Below are 15,940 nucleotides of genomic sequence, written 5' to 3'. Positions count from 1 at the left end.
GAATTCCAACATCGAATCGGGACGAAGACCAAATCCCATTATCATATAACGGTTTTTCATGAAATCAGCTTCAGGAGAAAAGACAATGGAAAGTTTTAATGAGTATCATATAGACCCAAAGGAATTTACTTTTCTCAAAAGTTTTCAAGATAACTGGCAAGCAATTAGAGACGAGTTGACACACTTTATTAAACAGGCATCTAATGAGGATTTAAAACTGGCTTACGATATTCTTGGCCCTAAAAGTAAAACGATTAAGACCAAGGGTGATGCCAAATACAGTGCTTTTGGGATTTTATTTCAAGGTATGTTTATCGAAAAATATATTCAAGTACATCAAATAAAATATCCTGATTATGGGTCAGAAGAAGCATCACAAAAAGCACTTGCCTTAAGAGAAAAATATTTCCCAACTTTGGCGAAATTAATAGAAAAAGTCAACTTTGATGATGATGAAATCATCAGAAATGTGTATTTTGGGACATTCCATCCAGGCTTGGATATCAAGCTACACGTGAACTACAACCCTCATACAAATCGTGGCTATCTAGGATTGATTGTACCAGAGGGAGATGTCGCTATGAAAATTTGCCATGAGCAGCTTTATTGGCATGAAGGCAAATTTCTAGTTTTAGATCATAGCTATCCACACTGCCCGCATAATTACACTAATTATGATAGAACTGTTTTGGTTATAGACTTTTTTAAGCCGGATAAACCAAGAGCAGAAGTTATCCAATTTGAGAACGAGCAAGTCACCCAGCGTATGCAAGAGAATCCTTACAGCTTAGGTGTTTTTGGTAAAAGTGATAAAGCGAAAGTAGAAGATTTTATCAAGTACGGTTTAACTCATCAATTAGAGTGGGATAAAGCTTTATAAGCTGAGTGTAATGCCCCTGAGTTGATGGTGCGTTAGCTGAAAGCATAACGCACTCTACTGGCGTGGCAAGGCTAAAATGTTGTAAAAAAATTGTAGGTTGGGTGGAGGCTTTGCGTAATCCAACATCCTGATATTATATGTTGGGTTGCGCTCTGCTCCACCCAACCTACATCTAATGCACTATTTTAAGCTTGCCATGCGACTACATTTATATTTATCAACATAGCTTCAAATAATTTGCGCCTAATTACTTCTACCAATGAATTTAAAAACTTACAAAAAGTTAAGAGCCAAACAACTGAATCCAGATTTTAAATCTGCTGTTGAAATTGTCGAAATTCCTATTTCCAAACCTGCTGCTAATGAAATTTTAATTCAAAACAAATTTGCTGGCATTAACGGTGGCTTTGACACTTTACTTTGCCGTGGTGATGTTCCATATTATATTAACTTAATTCCTCCCTTCGATTTAGGTGTGGAAGCTGTGGGGGAAGTTGTCGCTATCGGTGAAAATGTCAAAGATTTTCAAATAGGTGATGCTGTAGTAACTACAGCGCGTGGTGGCGGCTATCGAGAATATCAGGTTATCAATGCAAACTTAGGGGTTAAGGTGCGGGAAGCAATGCCAGAGTTGCTAACACTAATACCTACAGGTGTATCAGCTTTGGTGGCACTGGAACAAGTGGGGGAGATGAAAAGTAATGAAGTGGTTTTAGTGACAGCAGCAGCAGGGGGAACTGGTCATATTGCGGTGCAATTGGCAAAGCTAGCTGGGAATCATGTCATTGGTACTTGTAGTTCTGAGGCGAAGGCAAAATTACTGAGAGAATTAGGGTGCGATCGCATTATCAACTATCGCACAGAAAACCTCAATCAAGTCCTCAAGCAAGAATACCCCAATGGGATTAATTTGATTTTTGAGTCTGTAGGTAAAGCAGTATTTGATACTTGTGTTGAGAACTTGGCAGTGCGGGGACGTTTAGTAGTAGTTGGTTTTATCTCAGAATACGCAAATAATGTTGAACAAATTACACAGCCACGCCTTTATCACCAACTATTTTGGAAAGCAGCTTCCGTGAGAGGCTTTCTCATGGCTCATTATAAAGAATATATGCCAGAGGCACGCGATCACCTCTTAAACCTGTATTATACAGACAAACTTAAAGTTGCCGTTGACCCAACCCAGTTTCAAGGTATAGAATCCATACCCGATGCTATACAATATCTCCTCAGTGGTCAGAATTGTGGCAAAGTGGTTGTGAGATTTTAAGTAACACAGTATTAGCTTATATAGCGGTTCCCATTCAGATGAGGTGTAATATTATACCGCAATGTGTAGGGGCACGGCAGTGCCCATAGGTGTCAACTTAAGCTGGAAATAGCTTATCTGTTGGCTTCCATGCCCGCCCGGAAATAAATAAATGAGTAATAAGTAATATTCATTACTCATTACTCATTACTCATTACTTCAAAAATAAATTATCGGGCTTTTAGCTTAAGTCTACTGAAGTAGACTGGAGATTTTTGGCGATATTTAGTCATCTTCAGATGACTTTAGCTATTATACGGGAATTTCAATTCTCGGCGGACAAGCGGTTTCACGTTAAGTTGACACTAATGCCTACTCCCTATTCCCAAAAATAATTTCTTATGGTAATATTATAAACTGATGCGGATATGGCGGAATTGGCAGACGCGCTAGATTTAGGTTCTAGTTCCGAAAGGAGTGAAGGTTCAAGTCCTTTTATCCGCATTTTTGATTTCTGAAAACTGCATGAGTCTGTTGGCTCATGCAGTTTTTGAATTAATTCATCCTCAACTGCAATCAGGAGAGTTGATAGATATAGATTCTACCGATGTAAGAAGATTATTATCTGTGTTTTTTAACTTTGCGATCGCTATACTTCTTGCATAATATCAAAAATCAAATCGGGTTGCTAGAGATTTTGTTATCTCGTAGAGCGTGCGTAAGTCCTATACCAGTTAGAAAAACGTTCTAATAGTTGGAAAGTAACTATTAGACATCTCCGAAAAAGAATTGTTTTGACGTAGCAGTGCTACATCTATACAAGGGTTATGGGTGACGCATATTTAATTTCTGGAGATGTATATTAGAGAACATCGCCGCAGATTGACAAGAACTTTTAAGGATAGTCCTAGTTTAAAAAAGTATATTTCCAGAAAGTTTGGACTGAGTGTTATCAAGATGCAAGAAAAGAAGTCAGTGATGAAACTGGTTTCTCGCTTGATACTCTTGGCGTAGACTCTCCCTTTACTGCGGATGAATGTTTAGATGAAGATTTCAATAGATTTAAGCAAGGCGAGACGAAGTTGGGCTTTTTCAATAGCAGCAGAGCCACGAGTTTTTAAAGACATAATACATCCTTTTTTAATAATTCCTTTTTCAACATAGTGGAGTATCCTTTTACCTGAGATGGGTAGTTTTGTGGATTTATTTCATTAAAAGTTCAACAAAATAATTAGGACTTTGCCTGTGTTTTTACTCATTTGTCATATCGATTTGTTGTTTGAGAATAAGTACAATCAGCAACAGTAATCACAAAATCTATAAATGCGTACCCCGAAATAACAATTGCGTACCCCGAAATAACAAATGCATATCCCGAAATAACAAATGCGTACCCCGAAATAACAAATGCGTACCCCGAAATAACAAATGCGTACCCCGAAATAACAATTGCGTACCCCGAAATAACAATTGCGTACCCCGAAATAACAAATGCGTACCCCGAAATAACAAATGCATATCCCGAAATAACAAATGCGTACCCCGAAATAACAAATGCATATCCCGAAATAACAAATGCATATCCCGAAATAACAAATGAGTACCCCGAAATAACAAATGAGTACCCCGAAATAACAAATGATTACCCCAAATCTATAAATGCGTTGGCGTAGCCCTCACTTCTTTACGAGGGGCTGCGCGTAGCTTGCTTCCCCGTAAGTTTTTATCTCTAACACCAAGCGTATTGGGATATAATGCCGGATAATAGAGATGGTTCAATTAGCGTGTCTAAATTTTCATGCAGTTTGAGTGGGATGAGGCGAAAAATTTAGAGAATCTTCGCAAACATGAGATTGACTTCGCCGATGTTCCTAAGATGTTTGAAAGTCCAATGCTAATTGAGTTAGATGATCGTTTTGATTACGCAGAAGACCGTTGGTTCGGTATAGGTTTCCTCGGCAACGGTGTAGCCGTTGTAGTTTGGACAGAACGCAAAAATAATGTGATTCGGATCATTTCAGCACGAAGGGCAAATCGTTATGAGCGACAAAAACTTGAGAAATACCTCTCGTACTAACTGGACAGCACTGGAGTCTATGAACGATGAAGAAATTGATTACTCTGACATTCCACCATTGACAGAAGATTTTTTTCAGAAAGCTACTCTCCGAGTTCCTGCACCTCAAGCACAGCAATTGGTACAGATTGAGCCAGATATACTAGAGTGGTTTCAAGCTCAAAGCGGAGAATATAAAACCTTAATCAACTCTGTTTTACGTCGTTACATCGAAAACTCTGACGAACAGAGTGCAGTGTAACAATTACTGCTGCTTTAACTGTCAGAACCAGAGAAGCTTTGCCTCAAAACTATGCAGAAACTTTGTGGGGACTGGGAGTTGCTTACCAAGACGCAAACCAGTTTTATTTAGCACACAATACTTTTGAGTCTGCCATTGCCACTATAGAATCTTTACGAGAAGAAATAGTATCTGGAGAAGAAAGCAAACGCAAACAAGCACAACAGTTTAACACAGTTTATAGCCGCATGGTGGAAGTTTGCCTAGAACTAGGTAGAAAAAATGGGGAGCATCCACTTTTGGCGGATCGCCCTCAGAGGATGTTTGAAAAGTTTTGGGCGAATATAATTCGCTACTACACAGGCAAAGTCCGCCTCCGCGGACTAACACAAAATCAAGGTTTTTAACCCACGGAGGTGGGTTTTGTCTGTGTAGCCAGCGATTTCTAATCGCCAGGGCTGGTATTAAATTAGACTTTTCAAACAGCCTCTCAGACTAGAAGTCTGGGGCTATACAAACTAAACCCGCCTGCGCGGGTTTCAGAGAGTCCGCGTAGGCGGACTTCGTTTGTGTAGCCGCGATTTCCAATCGCCCGGTGTTTATTCCAAAAGTGGATGCTCACAAAAAATGAAGCGATTGAATATGTTGAACGTAGTAAAACCCGCAATTTAGTTGAACAAGCTTACCTAGTGGTTTTCTCTATGCAGGTAGTAGCAGTGTTGTAAGTAGTTTATGGACGGTAAACGATTTATCAACATCCTTTTTGATGATTAAATTCATTCAAATTTTAAAAGATGCTACAGATATGTCAATACCACTTGCTATGAATCAAGCCCAGCGTTGGTTGCGGGATGCTATTAAAGAAGAATTGCAGGAATGGGTAAAAAATTGGCGTTAGATAGCACTAAGAAAGGAAAGATACGTCGTCAAATTAATAATATGACTGAAGAGCAACCATTCAACTCTCCCTTTCATTGGGCTGCATTTACTGCTGTTGGCAAATAGGAGAATAATAATGTTTGATTATGAAATAACTGTTAATATTTTTATCCATCTGCTGAATACTCAATCTTTTCTATTTTCAGAAGAGGATATAATTACACTAATAAAATTGATTAATAACCAACCTGATGACATTGAATCTTTATCCAATGCTAGATCAGATTGGCTGTCAAAACATGATAACGTAGATGAAGCTTTCGCAAAAGTAGAATTTGAGGAAATAGTAGCAAGAGCGCCAGGAGATAAGCAAGCAAATACAAATATTCCCAGATACGAACTTGATAAAAAGAATATACTTAATGAGATTCAACAAAGTTCGTCAATGGTGTTATGAACAAGCTAGATCAGCTTATTATAAGCTGGAAAGGTATAAACAAGAATTTAAAGAGCAAAAAAATAACTCTATAGATTCAAAATTTGATAATTTCAATCAATGGCTTCAGGAAATACCAGAAATTTCTTTTAATTATGTTGATTATTTAAGAGATTTAGAACTGCACAGAACTACAATTCAAACTAATATTAAAAACTATCGTTTATATCTTGACAAGCTAAATAAAATAGGCATTGACTCAGATAATTTAGAATTTTTGTCCAACTTTCTAGAACTAGCTGAAGATACCTTTGTCGAACAAATCAACACCAACTTAGCTTATCTTACTCCCGGTCAAAACCTCTTTGACCAGATGATTGGCATAATTCGCGGCATAGTAGAGTTAGAACAAGCCAAACGCGATCGCTCTTTAGAAAACACCATCCAAGTACTAGGTATAGCCTTTGGTGGCGGTGCAATAGTTTCTGGTGTCGTCACCCAACACATAGATAAACCCTTCGCACCGACTAATTTCAAGTACCTAATTTCTCCCCTAGTGTTATCCTTGCTGTGGAGTTTTCTAGCTGTCGCCTTTTTTGGTTTAGTGGCGCGTTTGTGTATTCAACTCAGACGGAAGGGAACAAAAGGAAAGTAAGTGGGGTTAGAACAAGTTATCCTAACTCGCACAACATCCACAGTAGGAATAAACTTACTGTGCGATCGCGCAAATTTTTTGGACAAACATCTCTGCCAAAGCAGTAAAATGTTACTTAAGTATAAAAGTTTGCCTAAAGTATTTTAACTCTGATCTTCTCAAGTCTGTTTTATTTTTACCAAAGAAACCAGTATTATCCCTGTAGTCAGAATGGGATACTTAATAGAAAGTGGCTTCATTTAGTACTCATATCCTTAGAGAGTAGATTTTACTTAAGTGTAAATACAGAAGTTCAAAGATATTATTTTAAGAAAATCAGTATTATTCCTGTGGTCAGAATGGGGTTACTCAATGGAAAGTGGCTTCATCTAGTCTTGACATTTCTATGTCTTATTTTTCCAGAATGTTTATAAATCTCAGTAACAGGAAGTAAATTAATAACAATTTACGAATTTACTGAGATTTGAGCATTTGAATATAAAGCGGCTTTCGTTGAGTTTCACCACAAATCCTAGAGGTCAAAATTGTGTACTTTAAAATACAAAACTTTGAAGCCTTTTACTTAACTTTAATTTGTGGAATAACTCTGCACGAATTTAGCTTACACGTATCGAATTTAGCTGAAGTAAAAGCAAAATGAGCACAACTCCTATAGGTAGCTACAGGTTGTTCCAGAAACTACATCCGCTATCTCTGTTGGCACAATTAACCAGTCGGCGTGCTACAGGGTGCTTAAGCATATTTACCGGGATAGTTTCTTGGTCAATCTATCTAGAGGACGGTAAACTTACTTATGCCTCCTATTCAGATAAACTGTTTGAGCGTCTTGACAGTCACTTGCGGCGATTGAGTCAGCAAATTCCTGCTCTCAACAGCGCCACTCGTGTGCAGATGCGGCTGATGTTTGAGACGAAGAGTGAACATCAATCAATACCAAATGCGGATTACCAAGCTATTTGTTGGCTAGTAAATCAGGACTATATTACCTCTGTGCAAGCAGGAAGCCTGATAGACGAATTGGCAAAAGAAGTGCTGGAATCATTTCTGTGTTTAAAAGAAGGTAGCTATGAATTTAGCCCTGAAAGCTCTTTGGATGGATTACCAAAGTTCTGTCGCCTGGATTTACGGTTACTTGTTGAACACTGTCAAAAGCAATTAAGAAATCGGCAAAATATCCAGTCATCAATTCCGGCTGGTGGGGGTTCTCAAGTTTTGGCTGCAACACAAGCGACTCAAGTTCAGCCACAACTGCAAATAAAAATTGGCCAAAAATTGCCGATACCAATCAATTTTGATATTCCTGAGAATAATAAAATTAGTCAGCCACCTGTTGGCAAAAAACTATATACAATTGCCTGCATTGATGATAGCCAAACAGTTTTGAATTCCATCAAACACTTTTTGGATGAAAACACATTTTCAGTTGTAACGATCAACGATCCGGTAAAAGCTTTAATGCAAATTCTGCGGAGTAAACCAGACCTGATTTTGCTAGATGTTGAAATGCCAAGTTTAGATGGTTATGAGCTATGTTCCTTATTACGGAAACATTCAGCTTTTAAAAATACACCAATTATTATGGTGACTGGTAGAACAGGATTTATCGACAGAGCAAAGGCTAAAATTGTCAGATCGTCAGGATATTTGACCAAGCCTTTTACACAATCAGAATTGCTAAAAATGGTTTTCAAGCATCTTGGTTGATTTCAAGAAGGTAAATAAAAATAACAAAATACGTTTAATTTATTTTTTTAGGAGATTTAATAGTGAGTCTGACTTTGCTTGGCACAATTCTGATTGTAGAAGATTCTCCCAGTGAATTGGAATTAATGAGCCATTATCTCAAAGAAAGTGGTTACAACGTAATTAAGGCAAGTGGTGCAAAAGAAGGTTTAGAAAAAGCTGTGTTAGAAAAACCAGATGCGATTGTTACTGATGTCGTCATGCCAGAAATGAGTGGATTTGAATTGTGTCGTTATCTAAGAAGAAATCCAATTACTGCAAAAGTGCCGATTGTGGTTTGTAGTTCCAAAAATCAAGAAATTGACCGTTTGTGGGCGATGAGGCAAGGTGCAGATGCCTATATAACTAAGCCTTATACCCGCGAACATCTCCTACGTACTATTAAATCAGTGGTAATTTGAATCAATGACTAGTACAAACATTACTCTTCCTGAAAAAACAACCCAAAAGAACTTAGTAGATGGTTATCTGAAGTTTCAGCTAAATCAACAAACTACTGCTGTTTTATCAATGAGGCATACACAAGAAGCTATCCTCGTGCCCATTGAATCTATCACCTCAATGCCCAATATGCAGCCCTGCATCTTAGGATTAATGAATTGGCGGAGTCGGATAATTTGGGTAGTTGATTTGCCAAGAATGCTCAATTTAGAATCCCTAGATTATCGGCTGCGACAATACAATGTAATCGTTATCCAAGTGGAGTCATTAGCGTTAGGCTTAGTTGTACAAGAAATCAAAGGTACAACCAAGTTCATCGTTGATGATATTCATTCTCCTATAGGACAAGTGGCATCTAGTTTAGTTCCTTATTTATGTGGGTGTGTTGTGCAACAGGAAGAAATATTACTGGTATTAGATGCACAGGCGATTGTACAATCTTCTATTCTCCGCAGTGATTAGAGTGTATTACTAAAAAAGATTTTTAGTGTTCTTATTCACATACTTAGGAGAACTATTTTTATGTTTAATAAAACCAACACGAATCAAGGTAATGGCGCTCAAAATCGAGCATCACTGATTTCATCCCAAAAAGCCATTGGGGGTGTAGTAAAGCTACCAACTAAGCTGACTACCAAAAGTGCTAATAATTCTTCTTCAAATCAGAGTATTGCCTTTTTTACAAAGCTGGGATTGGTTAAGAAAGCGACTATTTTAGCGATCGCAATCGGTACAATACCAATATTGGGCATCGGTGCGATCGCTTTTGGTTTTGCCAACAAATCTATTACTAAGCAAATTACCCAATCTCAACAAGCCGAAGCCACTGGCTTAAGTGATAAAGTTAACCGCTTTATGCTGGAACGCTACGGAGATATGCAGGTGATATCAAGTTTGCTATTTTTGACAAGTCCCCAAACTAGTGTCACTACCCAACAAAAGCAAGCAGTCCTGGATCGTATTGTCCAAGCCTACAAAGCTTATGACAGTATTGCTGTTTTCGATCGCCAAGGTAACTTGATTGTGCAGTCCACAGGCGAACCCTTGGAAAATCCAAAAGATCGTACCTATTTTCAAGACGCTTTACAAAAAGATACTCCTGTTATCAGTAAACCGGAAGCAGCAAAAAATACTGATGTAGTGAGTATTTATCTAGCTGCACCTGTGAAAGAGACAAGGACGGGGCAAACTATTGGCGTGGTACAAGCACGTATGCCCGTAAAATCTTTAGAGGAAGTCATCAAAAACTACGTAGCCAATGGTCAACAATACCAGTTGCTCGATGCTTCGGGAACAGTTTTCTTGAGTCCCCAAAAGGAATTATTGGGGAGAGATGCTAAGGAAGAGTATTCTAGTTTACCGAAACTGCTGGCAGCTAAAAAGGTAAATAGTTTTATAGAAGTTCCCAAAACTGAGAAAAAACAAGAATTGGTCAGCTACGTACCAGCTAGTACGGTAGATGGCTTACCTGATTTAAATTGGCAGGTACTTTTATCCACAGATACCGCAACTGTATTTGAACCGCAAAGACAATTGTTGTGGATTATAGCCATCGGTACAGCAGCGACAGCATTGATTGTAGCTGCGATCGCATCTTGGTTAGCGAACCTGACTACACAGCCAATTCTCAATGCCACTGCGGCATTAGCAAAACTAGGTCAAGGTAAATTCAATACCCGTCTGCAAATCGAAAGAGAAGACGAATTAGGGGTATTGAGTGCAAATATCAACCAGATGGCCGAACAATTGCAGGTCATAGTTAAGGAACAGGAACTCGACGTTGAAGGGGTAAAATTACTAGCAGATATTACCCTACAGATTCGGAAAACTCTGAAAACTGAAGATATTTATCATACAGCAGTCAAAGAAGTTCAGCGATCGCTAAAAACAGACCGGGTAATTATTTATAGTCTGAATCCAGATACTTTAGCTGGCGCTGTCGTTGCGGAATCGGTAACTGGTAATTGGCCGGAAATGCTGGGAGTGCAAATTTATGACCCCTATTTCCGAGAACATTATCTAAAAACTGATCGTGATGCAGAGGTGCAAGCAGTTGCCAACATTCATCAAGACCAAAACCTGACAAATGCTGACGGTTACATCCAACTTTTGGAAAAATTTGCTGTCAAAGCTCATTTAATCGTACCGATTCTGGCTCAAGAGAAACTTTTAGGCTTATTAATTGCTCATCATTGCGAAACTCCTCATGTTTGGCAACAGCCAGAAATTGACTTATTTCAACAAATAGCAACTCAAGTCGGCTATGCCTTAGAACAAGCCAAGCTATTAGAAGAAATAGAAAAAGTCAGAAATGTTACTGTAAGTGGTTCAGACGAAATACTGCAACAACAACTTTTACAACTACTCAACGATGTAGAAGGTGCAGCCAGAGGCGATTTGACAGTGCGCGCAGACGTAACCGCCGGGGAAATCGGCACTGTTGCCGACTTTTTCAACTCCATTGTGGAAAGCCTGCGGGATATTGTTACCCAAGTTAAACAAGCTGCCATCCATGTGAATAGTGCCATTGGCTCAAACGAAGGAGCCATCCGCCACTTAGCAGAAGAAGCGCTCACCCAAGCTGCCGAAATCAACCGCACCCTGGATGCTGTTGATCAAATGACTCAATCGATGAAAGCCGTAGCCGAAAGTGCCGAAAAAGCTGCCTTTGTTGCCAACCACGCAGCTCATACCGCTACTAAGAGCGGACACGCAATGGATTTGACAGTACAAAATATTCTGTCTTTGCGGGAAACCGTGGGTGAAACTGCTAAGAAAGTGAAACGTTTGGGAGAATCTTCGCAACAAATTTCTCGCGTAGTTTCCTTAATTAACCAAATCGCTATTCAAACCAACTTGCTTGCCATCAACGCCGGTATTGAAGCCGCACGTGCAGGTGAAGAAGGTCAAGGATTTGCCGTCGTGGCCGAAGAAGTCGGCGAACTAGCAGTCAGAAGTGCCGCCGCAACTCAAGAAATTGAACAAATTGTTGAAAATATCCAACGAGAAACCAGTGAAGTGGTTCAGGCGATGGAAATAGGCACTACCCAAGTGGTAGAAGGGACTCGCATTGTGGAGGAGGCTAAACAAAGTCTGAGTGAAATTTTGGATGTATCGTCTCAAATTGACTCCTTAGTGCAGTCAATTTCCCATGCAACTGCATCTCAGGTTGAAACATCCCAAAGTGTTAGCCAATTCATGAAAGATATCGCTGCTATATCACAACGTACCAGCGATTCTTCTCGCCAAGTTTCCGAATCTCTGCAACAAACTGTGGAAATTTCGCAGCAGTTGCAAGAGACTGTCGAGGCTTTCAAAGTTAGTTAAGTTTGTCATTTGTCATTTGCCATTTGTCCTTTGCGATTTGCTAGTGATGAATGACGAATGACCATGCAAATTTTAGATTTTAGATTTTGGATTGAAAAAAATCTAAAATCCGCAATCTAAAATCCAAAATTGATTGACCAATGACTAAGGATAAAAACCATGCCACAAGACAAAGAATTAGAAATCCAGATGCAATTTCTGGAAGAAGCAACTGATTACTTAAATACCTTAGAAGGGGTATTGTTGGAAATCGATACTAGTAACCGTATCGATTTAGATAAAATTAATGCTGCACTCCGCGCCACTCACTCTATTAAAGGTGGCGCGGGGATGATGGGATTTAGATCGCTCAGTGATTTATCTCACCGTCTGGAAGATTCTTTTAAAGTTTTAAAAACTAAAAAAAATTCTTTAGAAATTGATACTCAGTTACAAAGTTTATTGCTATCTGGAGTTGACTGGCTGCGTCAGATTGTCGAATTACTTGCTGAAGGGAATGTTGTCGAAGATCAGTGGTTAGCAACTTTTTGTTATCCAATTTTTGATGAGTTGCACGATCGCTTAGGCGACCCCACCCCTGAGGATGCCTCAACTATGCTATCCCCAGAAGATGGCCAAGACGTTATTCCCTTGCTATTTTCCACCGAAGTAGAAGAGTGTTTGCAGCGTCTAGAATCTATATTGACAGATAGCGAACAGCCCGGACTGCATGAAGAAATTGTCATCATGGCAGCTGAATTGGGTGGTTTAGGAGAAATGCTCCAGTTGCCAGCTTTTAGCAAGCTTTGTGAGTCAGTAACGCAGCACTTGGAAACTGTTAGTAACTCGCGCATTCCCGAAATTGCCCAGTTAGCATTGCAAGCATGGCGGCGATCGCAAGCTTTAGTGCTGACAAATCAATTAGATAACTTGCCGACAGAAATTGACTTAAGTAGTTATACGCAATCTCCGCTACTATTACCAGCAGAAGTAATACCACAGCTTCTCCCCACAGATATCCTCGACACAGAAGCAGCTTCAACAGCAGTTTGGCAAGCCGAAATAACTCCCGAAGCTTGGATTAAAGATGAAGCGATTGCAGCAAATTTTACATTCGTAGATGCAGAATTTGCTGACGAGTTAAATGGTGTCAATGTCACCGAACATAATACCATCTTTTCTAGAGAAGATAATTCTGCCGATGCTAAATTTGGCGAAGGCAAAGGAGAGCAAAATGGCGTTGTAAAAGAGCGGGAAACTCATGAAAATAGTGTTAGAGTTCCTAGCAAACAACTAGAGCAAATTAATGATTTATTTGGCGAATTGATTGTTCAGCGTAATGGGTTAAACTCACACCTAGAAAGATTACGCAAACTCGTTCGTAACCTCAACCAGCGAGTCCAAGTTCTCGACCGCGAAAACCAAGATTTACGTATAGCCTACGACAAAATTTCCACTCAAGCGGCTGGGGTACGGGCACAAGCTGAAAATGGTCATAAAGCACAAGACACAGACAGAGAATTTGATACCTTAGAGATGGATCGCTATAACGATTTAAACCTGCGATCGCAGGAAGTTATGGAAACCATTGTTCAGGTACAGGAAGTTACAACTGATGTGCAACTGAGTGTAGATGATACAGACAATATTGCTCGGAAATTAAACAAAACATCCAAACAATTACAAACAAAACTAAATCACATCAGGATGCGGCCGCTGTCTGATTTAATTGAACGTTTTCCTAGAGCCTTGCGCGATTTAAATGTAGAGTATGGAAAAAATGTCCAGTTAAAAATTGAAGGTGGTAACACTTTAATTGAACGCAGCATTTTAGAAGCTTTAAATGAACCTTTAATGCACCTGTTAAGGAATGCTTTCGATCATGGTATCGAAGACTCTAGCACCCGCCGCCTTCTGGGTAAACCAGAACAAGGATTAATTGAAATTACAGCTACTCACCGCAGCAATCGCACCTTGATTGCTATCCGTGATGATGGTTGGGGTATTTCTCTAGAAAAAATTCGCACCCGCGCCCTAGCAATGGGATTGGATGCTTCTCTACTTGCTAATGCTAGTGATGAAGAACTATTATCACTAATTTTTGAACCAGGTTTTACCACCTCCGAGCAAGTTACAGCATTATCTGGTCGCGGTGTTGGTATGGATGTGGTTCGTAACAACCTCAAACTGATTCGAGGAGATGTGAAAGTAGATACAGAACCAGGAGTTGGTACTACCTTCACCCTATCATTACCATTTACCCTTTCGGTGGCGCGAGTTCTACTAGTAGAAATCAACAAAATGCTATTGGCATTTCCTACAGATGTCATTTCAGAAATATCCTTACTCCAAGACGAGCGAGTTTTCCAAATGGCAGGTAGTGAAGTCCTAAATTGGCAAGGAACAATGCTACCACTGATTCGCCTGACTCGTTATTTAGAGTTTAATTGCCTGCGCTACGATACTTCAGAATTAGAAACTCCAGCAGCGATTAATGCTAATAGCGTGTTAGTAGTCAAAGGTAATAATCAGCTAGTAGCTATTCAAATAGACCGTTGCTGGGGTGAACAGGAAGTTGCTATTCGCCAAGTCGAAGGAAATATACCTTTACCTGAAGGTTTTAGCAACTGCACAATTCTCGGTGATGGTCGAGTAGTACCACTAGTTAATATCAATGAGTTGCTGTATTGGATTGCTACAAATCGGAAGACTCCTAGAGGTACTCAATTACCATCGGCAAGGTTGAAGACACCGTTCCTCATATTTGATGAAGAGAAAATGTCAGCAGCTTCAGTTAAGCAGAAAGGCACAATTTTAATTGTAGATGACTCGATTAATGTTCGTCGCTTTTTAGCGCTGACCCTTGAAAAAGGAGGGTATCAAGTAGAACAAGCTAAAGATGGTCAAGATGCCTTAGAAAAACTCCATAGTGGATTGAGAGTTGAGGCGGTAATTTGCGATATTGAAATGCCTCGCCTTGATGGTTATGGCTTTTTAGGTAAGGTAAATTCAGACGTTGACACAAAAAATATTCCCGTTGCAATGCTGACTTCTCGTAGTAGTAATAAACATCGGCAACTGGCGATGCAATTGGGGGCAAGAGCTTACTTTTCTAAACCTTATAATGAGCAAGAGTTACTCCAAACGCTAGAAGAAATAATTCGTACTGTAGCAGAAAAGGGCGCGTCTAATTGAACATGAATTCGACGGTTAGAAAAAGGCAAAAAGCTTGCTAGATATCCTCGATTGACATTTGCCCAAAAGATTTGCCTGCACTGCCTTGTGTCGTTTTTTAGTTCCGTCGAACTCATGTTAAATCAAGATTTGGGGTACTTACGTGATGATTTTGACATTAGTGATGGATTGAGGTTGGCATAATGAAAAGCGCAGACTACATAAATGAATAGAGCTTCATCTTTGCCACCGGATTATACTATTCGCCAAGCCCGTAATATTGACATTCCAGCAATATATCAAATTATTCTAGTGAGTTTTAATGGTTTAAAACTTTTAATTATTTTTGCTCTATTTTTAATAATAGGTATTTTCTTACTCCTCTCTGCTATATGTATTATTATCGGAAATTGTTCTATTAGTCCTCAGGATTTTTTGATATCTTTAGTATTAATTCCACTAATAGTAAGCAGTTCAATATTAATAACTTCCTCTTTACAACTTGCAAGTATTTTTCATAGACAAGATAGCTCAATAGTTTTGCTAATAGAACATAATAATCGCTTAGTAGCTTATGCTATACAGTCTAAGAAAGGTAGTTATTCGTTGTTGAAATCTTTATATGTTAAACCGGATTATCGCCGCCTTGGGTTGGGGTCTTGTTTAGTGCAAAACCTTGCATGTAGGGGAGTTAGACCAATTTATGTGTTTCCTACGCCTGAATAAGCTAACAAATTAAGCATTAATTATAATTGGGTACTTCAATATTGTATTTGGGTACTCCGATATCGTATTTGGGTACTTCAATATCGTATTTGGGTACTTCAATATCGTATTTGGGTACTTCAATATCGTATTTGGGTACTTCAATATCGTATTT

Annotated in this window: 15 protein-coding genes, 1 tRNA gene and 2 pseudogenes; 17 read left to right on the top strand and 1 reads right to left on the bottom strand. The window is 39.2% G+C overall.

What is annotated here, in order from left to right:
• Positions 1 to 85: 85 nt before the first annotated feature.
• The 5 genes and pseudogenes from V7K76_RS30045 to V7K76_RS34735 form a co-directional block, all read left to right on the top strand.
• Positions 86 to 880 carry an aspartyl/asparaginyl beta-hydroxylase domain-containing protein gene (locus V7K76_RS30045; protein ID WP_334777961.1) on the top strand — a complete coding sequence of 265 codons (795 nt, stop codon included), beginning with the start codon at positions 86 to 88 and terminating at the stop codon, positions 878 to 880.
• A gap of 259 nt (positions 881 to 1,139) precedes the next feature.
• Positions 1,140 to 2,150 (top strand): quinone oxidoreductase family protein, encoded by a 1,011-nt coding sequence (locus tag V7K76_RS30040; protein WP_335030345.1) that lies wholly within the window; start codon positions 1,140 to 1,142, stop codon positions 2,148 to 2,150.
• 401 nt (positions 2,151 to 2,551) lie between these two features.
• Positions 2,552 to 2,633 (top strand) — tRNA-Leu (locus V7K76_RS30035).
• 21 nt (positions 2,634 to 2,654) lie between these two features.
• Positions 2,655 to 2,795, top strand: a complete 141-nt coding sequence (locus V7K76_RS30030) for a hypothetical protein (RefSeq protein ID WP_334777857.1) — start codon at positions 2,655 to 2,657, stop codon at positions 2,793 to 2,795.
• A 311-nt stretch (positions 2,796 to 3,106) separates the two neighbouring features.
• Positions 3,107 to 3,250, top strand: a pseudogene (locus V7K76_RS34735) (hypothetical protein); the annotation flags it as partial.
• 134 nt (positions 3,251 to 3,384) lie between these two features.
• Here the strand turns inward: V7K76_RS34735 and V7K76_RS34730 are convergent.
• On the bottom strand, positions 3,385 to 3,678 hold the full coding sequence (locus V7K76_RS34730; RefSeq protein WP_442936252.1) for a hypothetical protein: 294 nt from the start codon (positions 3,676 to 3,678) through the stop codon (positions 3,385 to 3,387).
• 249 nt (positions 3,679 to 3,927) lie between these two features.
• Here V7K76_RS34730 and V7K76_RS30025 point away from each other — a divergent pair, with 249 nt between their 5' ends.
• The 12 genes and pseudogenes from V7K76_RS30025 to V7K76_RS29970 all read left to right on the top strand — a co-directional run bounded on the left by V7K76_RS30025 (position 3,928) and on the right by V7K76_RS29970 (position 15,786).
• Positions 3,928 to 4,206, top strand: coding sequence for a BrnT family toxin (locus V7K76_RS30025; RefSeq protein ID WP_334777856.1), 279 nt, complete (start codon positions 3,928 to 3,930; stop codon positions 4,204 to 4,206).
• Positions 4,169 to 4,447 carry a BrnA antitoxin family protein gene (locus V7K76_RS30020; RefSeq protein ID WP_334777855.1) on the top strand — a complete coding sequence of 93 codons (279 nt, stop codon included), beginning with the start codon at positions 4,169 to 4,171 and terminating at the stop codon, positions 4,445 to 4,447. Before V7K76_RS30025 ends, V7K76_RS30020 begins: the two co-directional genes overlap by 38 nt.
• Positions 4,448 to 4,485: 38 nt before the next feature.
• Positions 4,486 to 4,833: a hypothetical protein gene (locus V7K76_RS30015; RefSeq protein WP_334777854.1), complete on the top strand. Its 348-nt coding sequence runs from the start codon at positions 4,486 to 4,488 to the stop codon at positions 4,831 to 4,833.
• A gap of 335 nt (positions 4,834 to 5,168) precedes the next feature.
• Positions 5,169 to 5,324: pseudogene (locus V7K76_RS30010) on the top strand (hypothetical protein); the annotation flags it as partial.
• Between the two features lie 117 nt (positions 5,325 to 5,441).
• Complete coding sequence (locus V7K76_RS30005) at positions 5,442 to 5,762, top strand: hypothetical protein (RefSeq protein ID WP_334777853.1); 321 nt, start codon at positions 5,442 to 5,444, stop codon at positions 5,760 to 5,762.
• On the top strand, positions 5,728 to 6,396 hold the full coding sequence (locus tag V7K76_RS30000; RefSeq protein ID WP_334777852.1) for a hypothetical protein: 669 nt from the start codon (positions 5,728 to 5,730) through the stop codon (positions 6,394 to 6,396). The genes V7K76_RS30005 and V7K76_RS30000 overlap by 35 nt, the downstream gene beginning before the upstream one ends.
• A gap of 636 nt (positions 6,397 to 7,032) precedes the next feature.
• Positions 7,033 to 8,100, top strand: a complete 1,068-nt coding sequence (locus V7K76_RS29995; protein WP_334777851.1) for a response regulator — start codon at positions 7,033 to 7,035, stop codon at positions 8,098 to 8,100.
• 62 nt (positions 8,101 to 8,162) lie between these two features.
• A complete protein-coding gene (locus V7K76_RS29990) occupies positions 8,163 to 8,540 on the top strand; it encodes a response regulator transcription factor (RefSeq protein WP_190890190.1) in 378 nt (125 codons plus the stop codon).
• Positions 8,541 to 8,544: 4 nt separating this feature from the next.
• Entirely contained in the window at positions 8,545 to 9,042 is a 498-nt protein-coding gene (locus V7K76_RS29985; RefSeq protein WP_334777850.1) for a chemotaxis protein CheW, read from the top strand.
• Between the two features lie 60 nt (positions 9,043 to 9,102).
• Positions 9,103 to 11,907 (top strand): methyl-accepting chemotaxis protein, encoded by a 2,805-nt coding sequence (locus V7K76_RS29980; RefSeq protein WP_335030343.1) that lies wholly within the window; start codon positions 9,103 to 9,105, stop codon positions 11,905 to 11,907.
• Between the two features lie 159 nt (positions 11,908 to 12,066).
• A complete protein-coding gene (locus V7K76_RS29975; protein ID WP_334777848.1) occupies positions 12,067 to 15,081 on the top strand; it encodes a hybrid sensor histidine kinase/response regulator in 3,015 nt (1,004 codons plus the stop codon).
• A gap of 204 nt (positions 15,082 to 15,285) precedes the next feature.
• On the top strand, positions 15,286 to 15,786 hold the full coding sequence (locus V7K76_RS29970; RefSeq protein ID WP_334777847.1) for a GNAT family N-acetyltransferase: 501 nt from the start codon (positions 15,286 to 15,288) through the stop codon (positions 15,784 to 15,786).
• Positions 15,787 to 15,940: the final 154 nt, after the last annotated feature.

The organism is Nostoc sp. (genome assembly GCF_036917975.1).
Taxonomy (GTDB): Bacteria; Cyanobacteriota; Cyanobacteriia; order Cyanobacteriales; family Nostocaceae; genus Nostoc.
The sequence above is the reverse complement of the archived record's forward strand: the minus strand, read 5'-3'. Positions and strand labels throughout refer to the sequence as shown.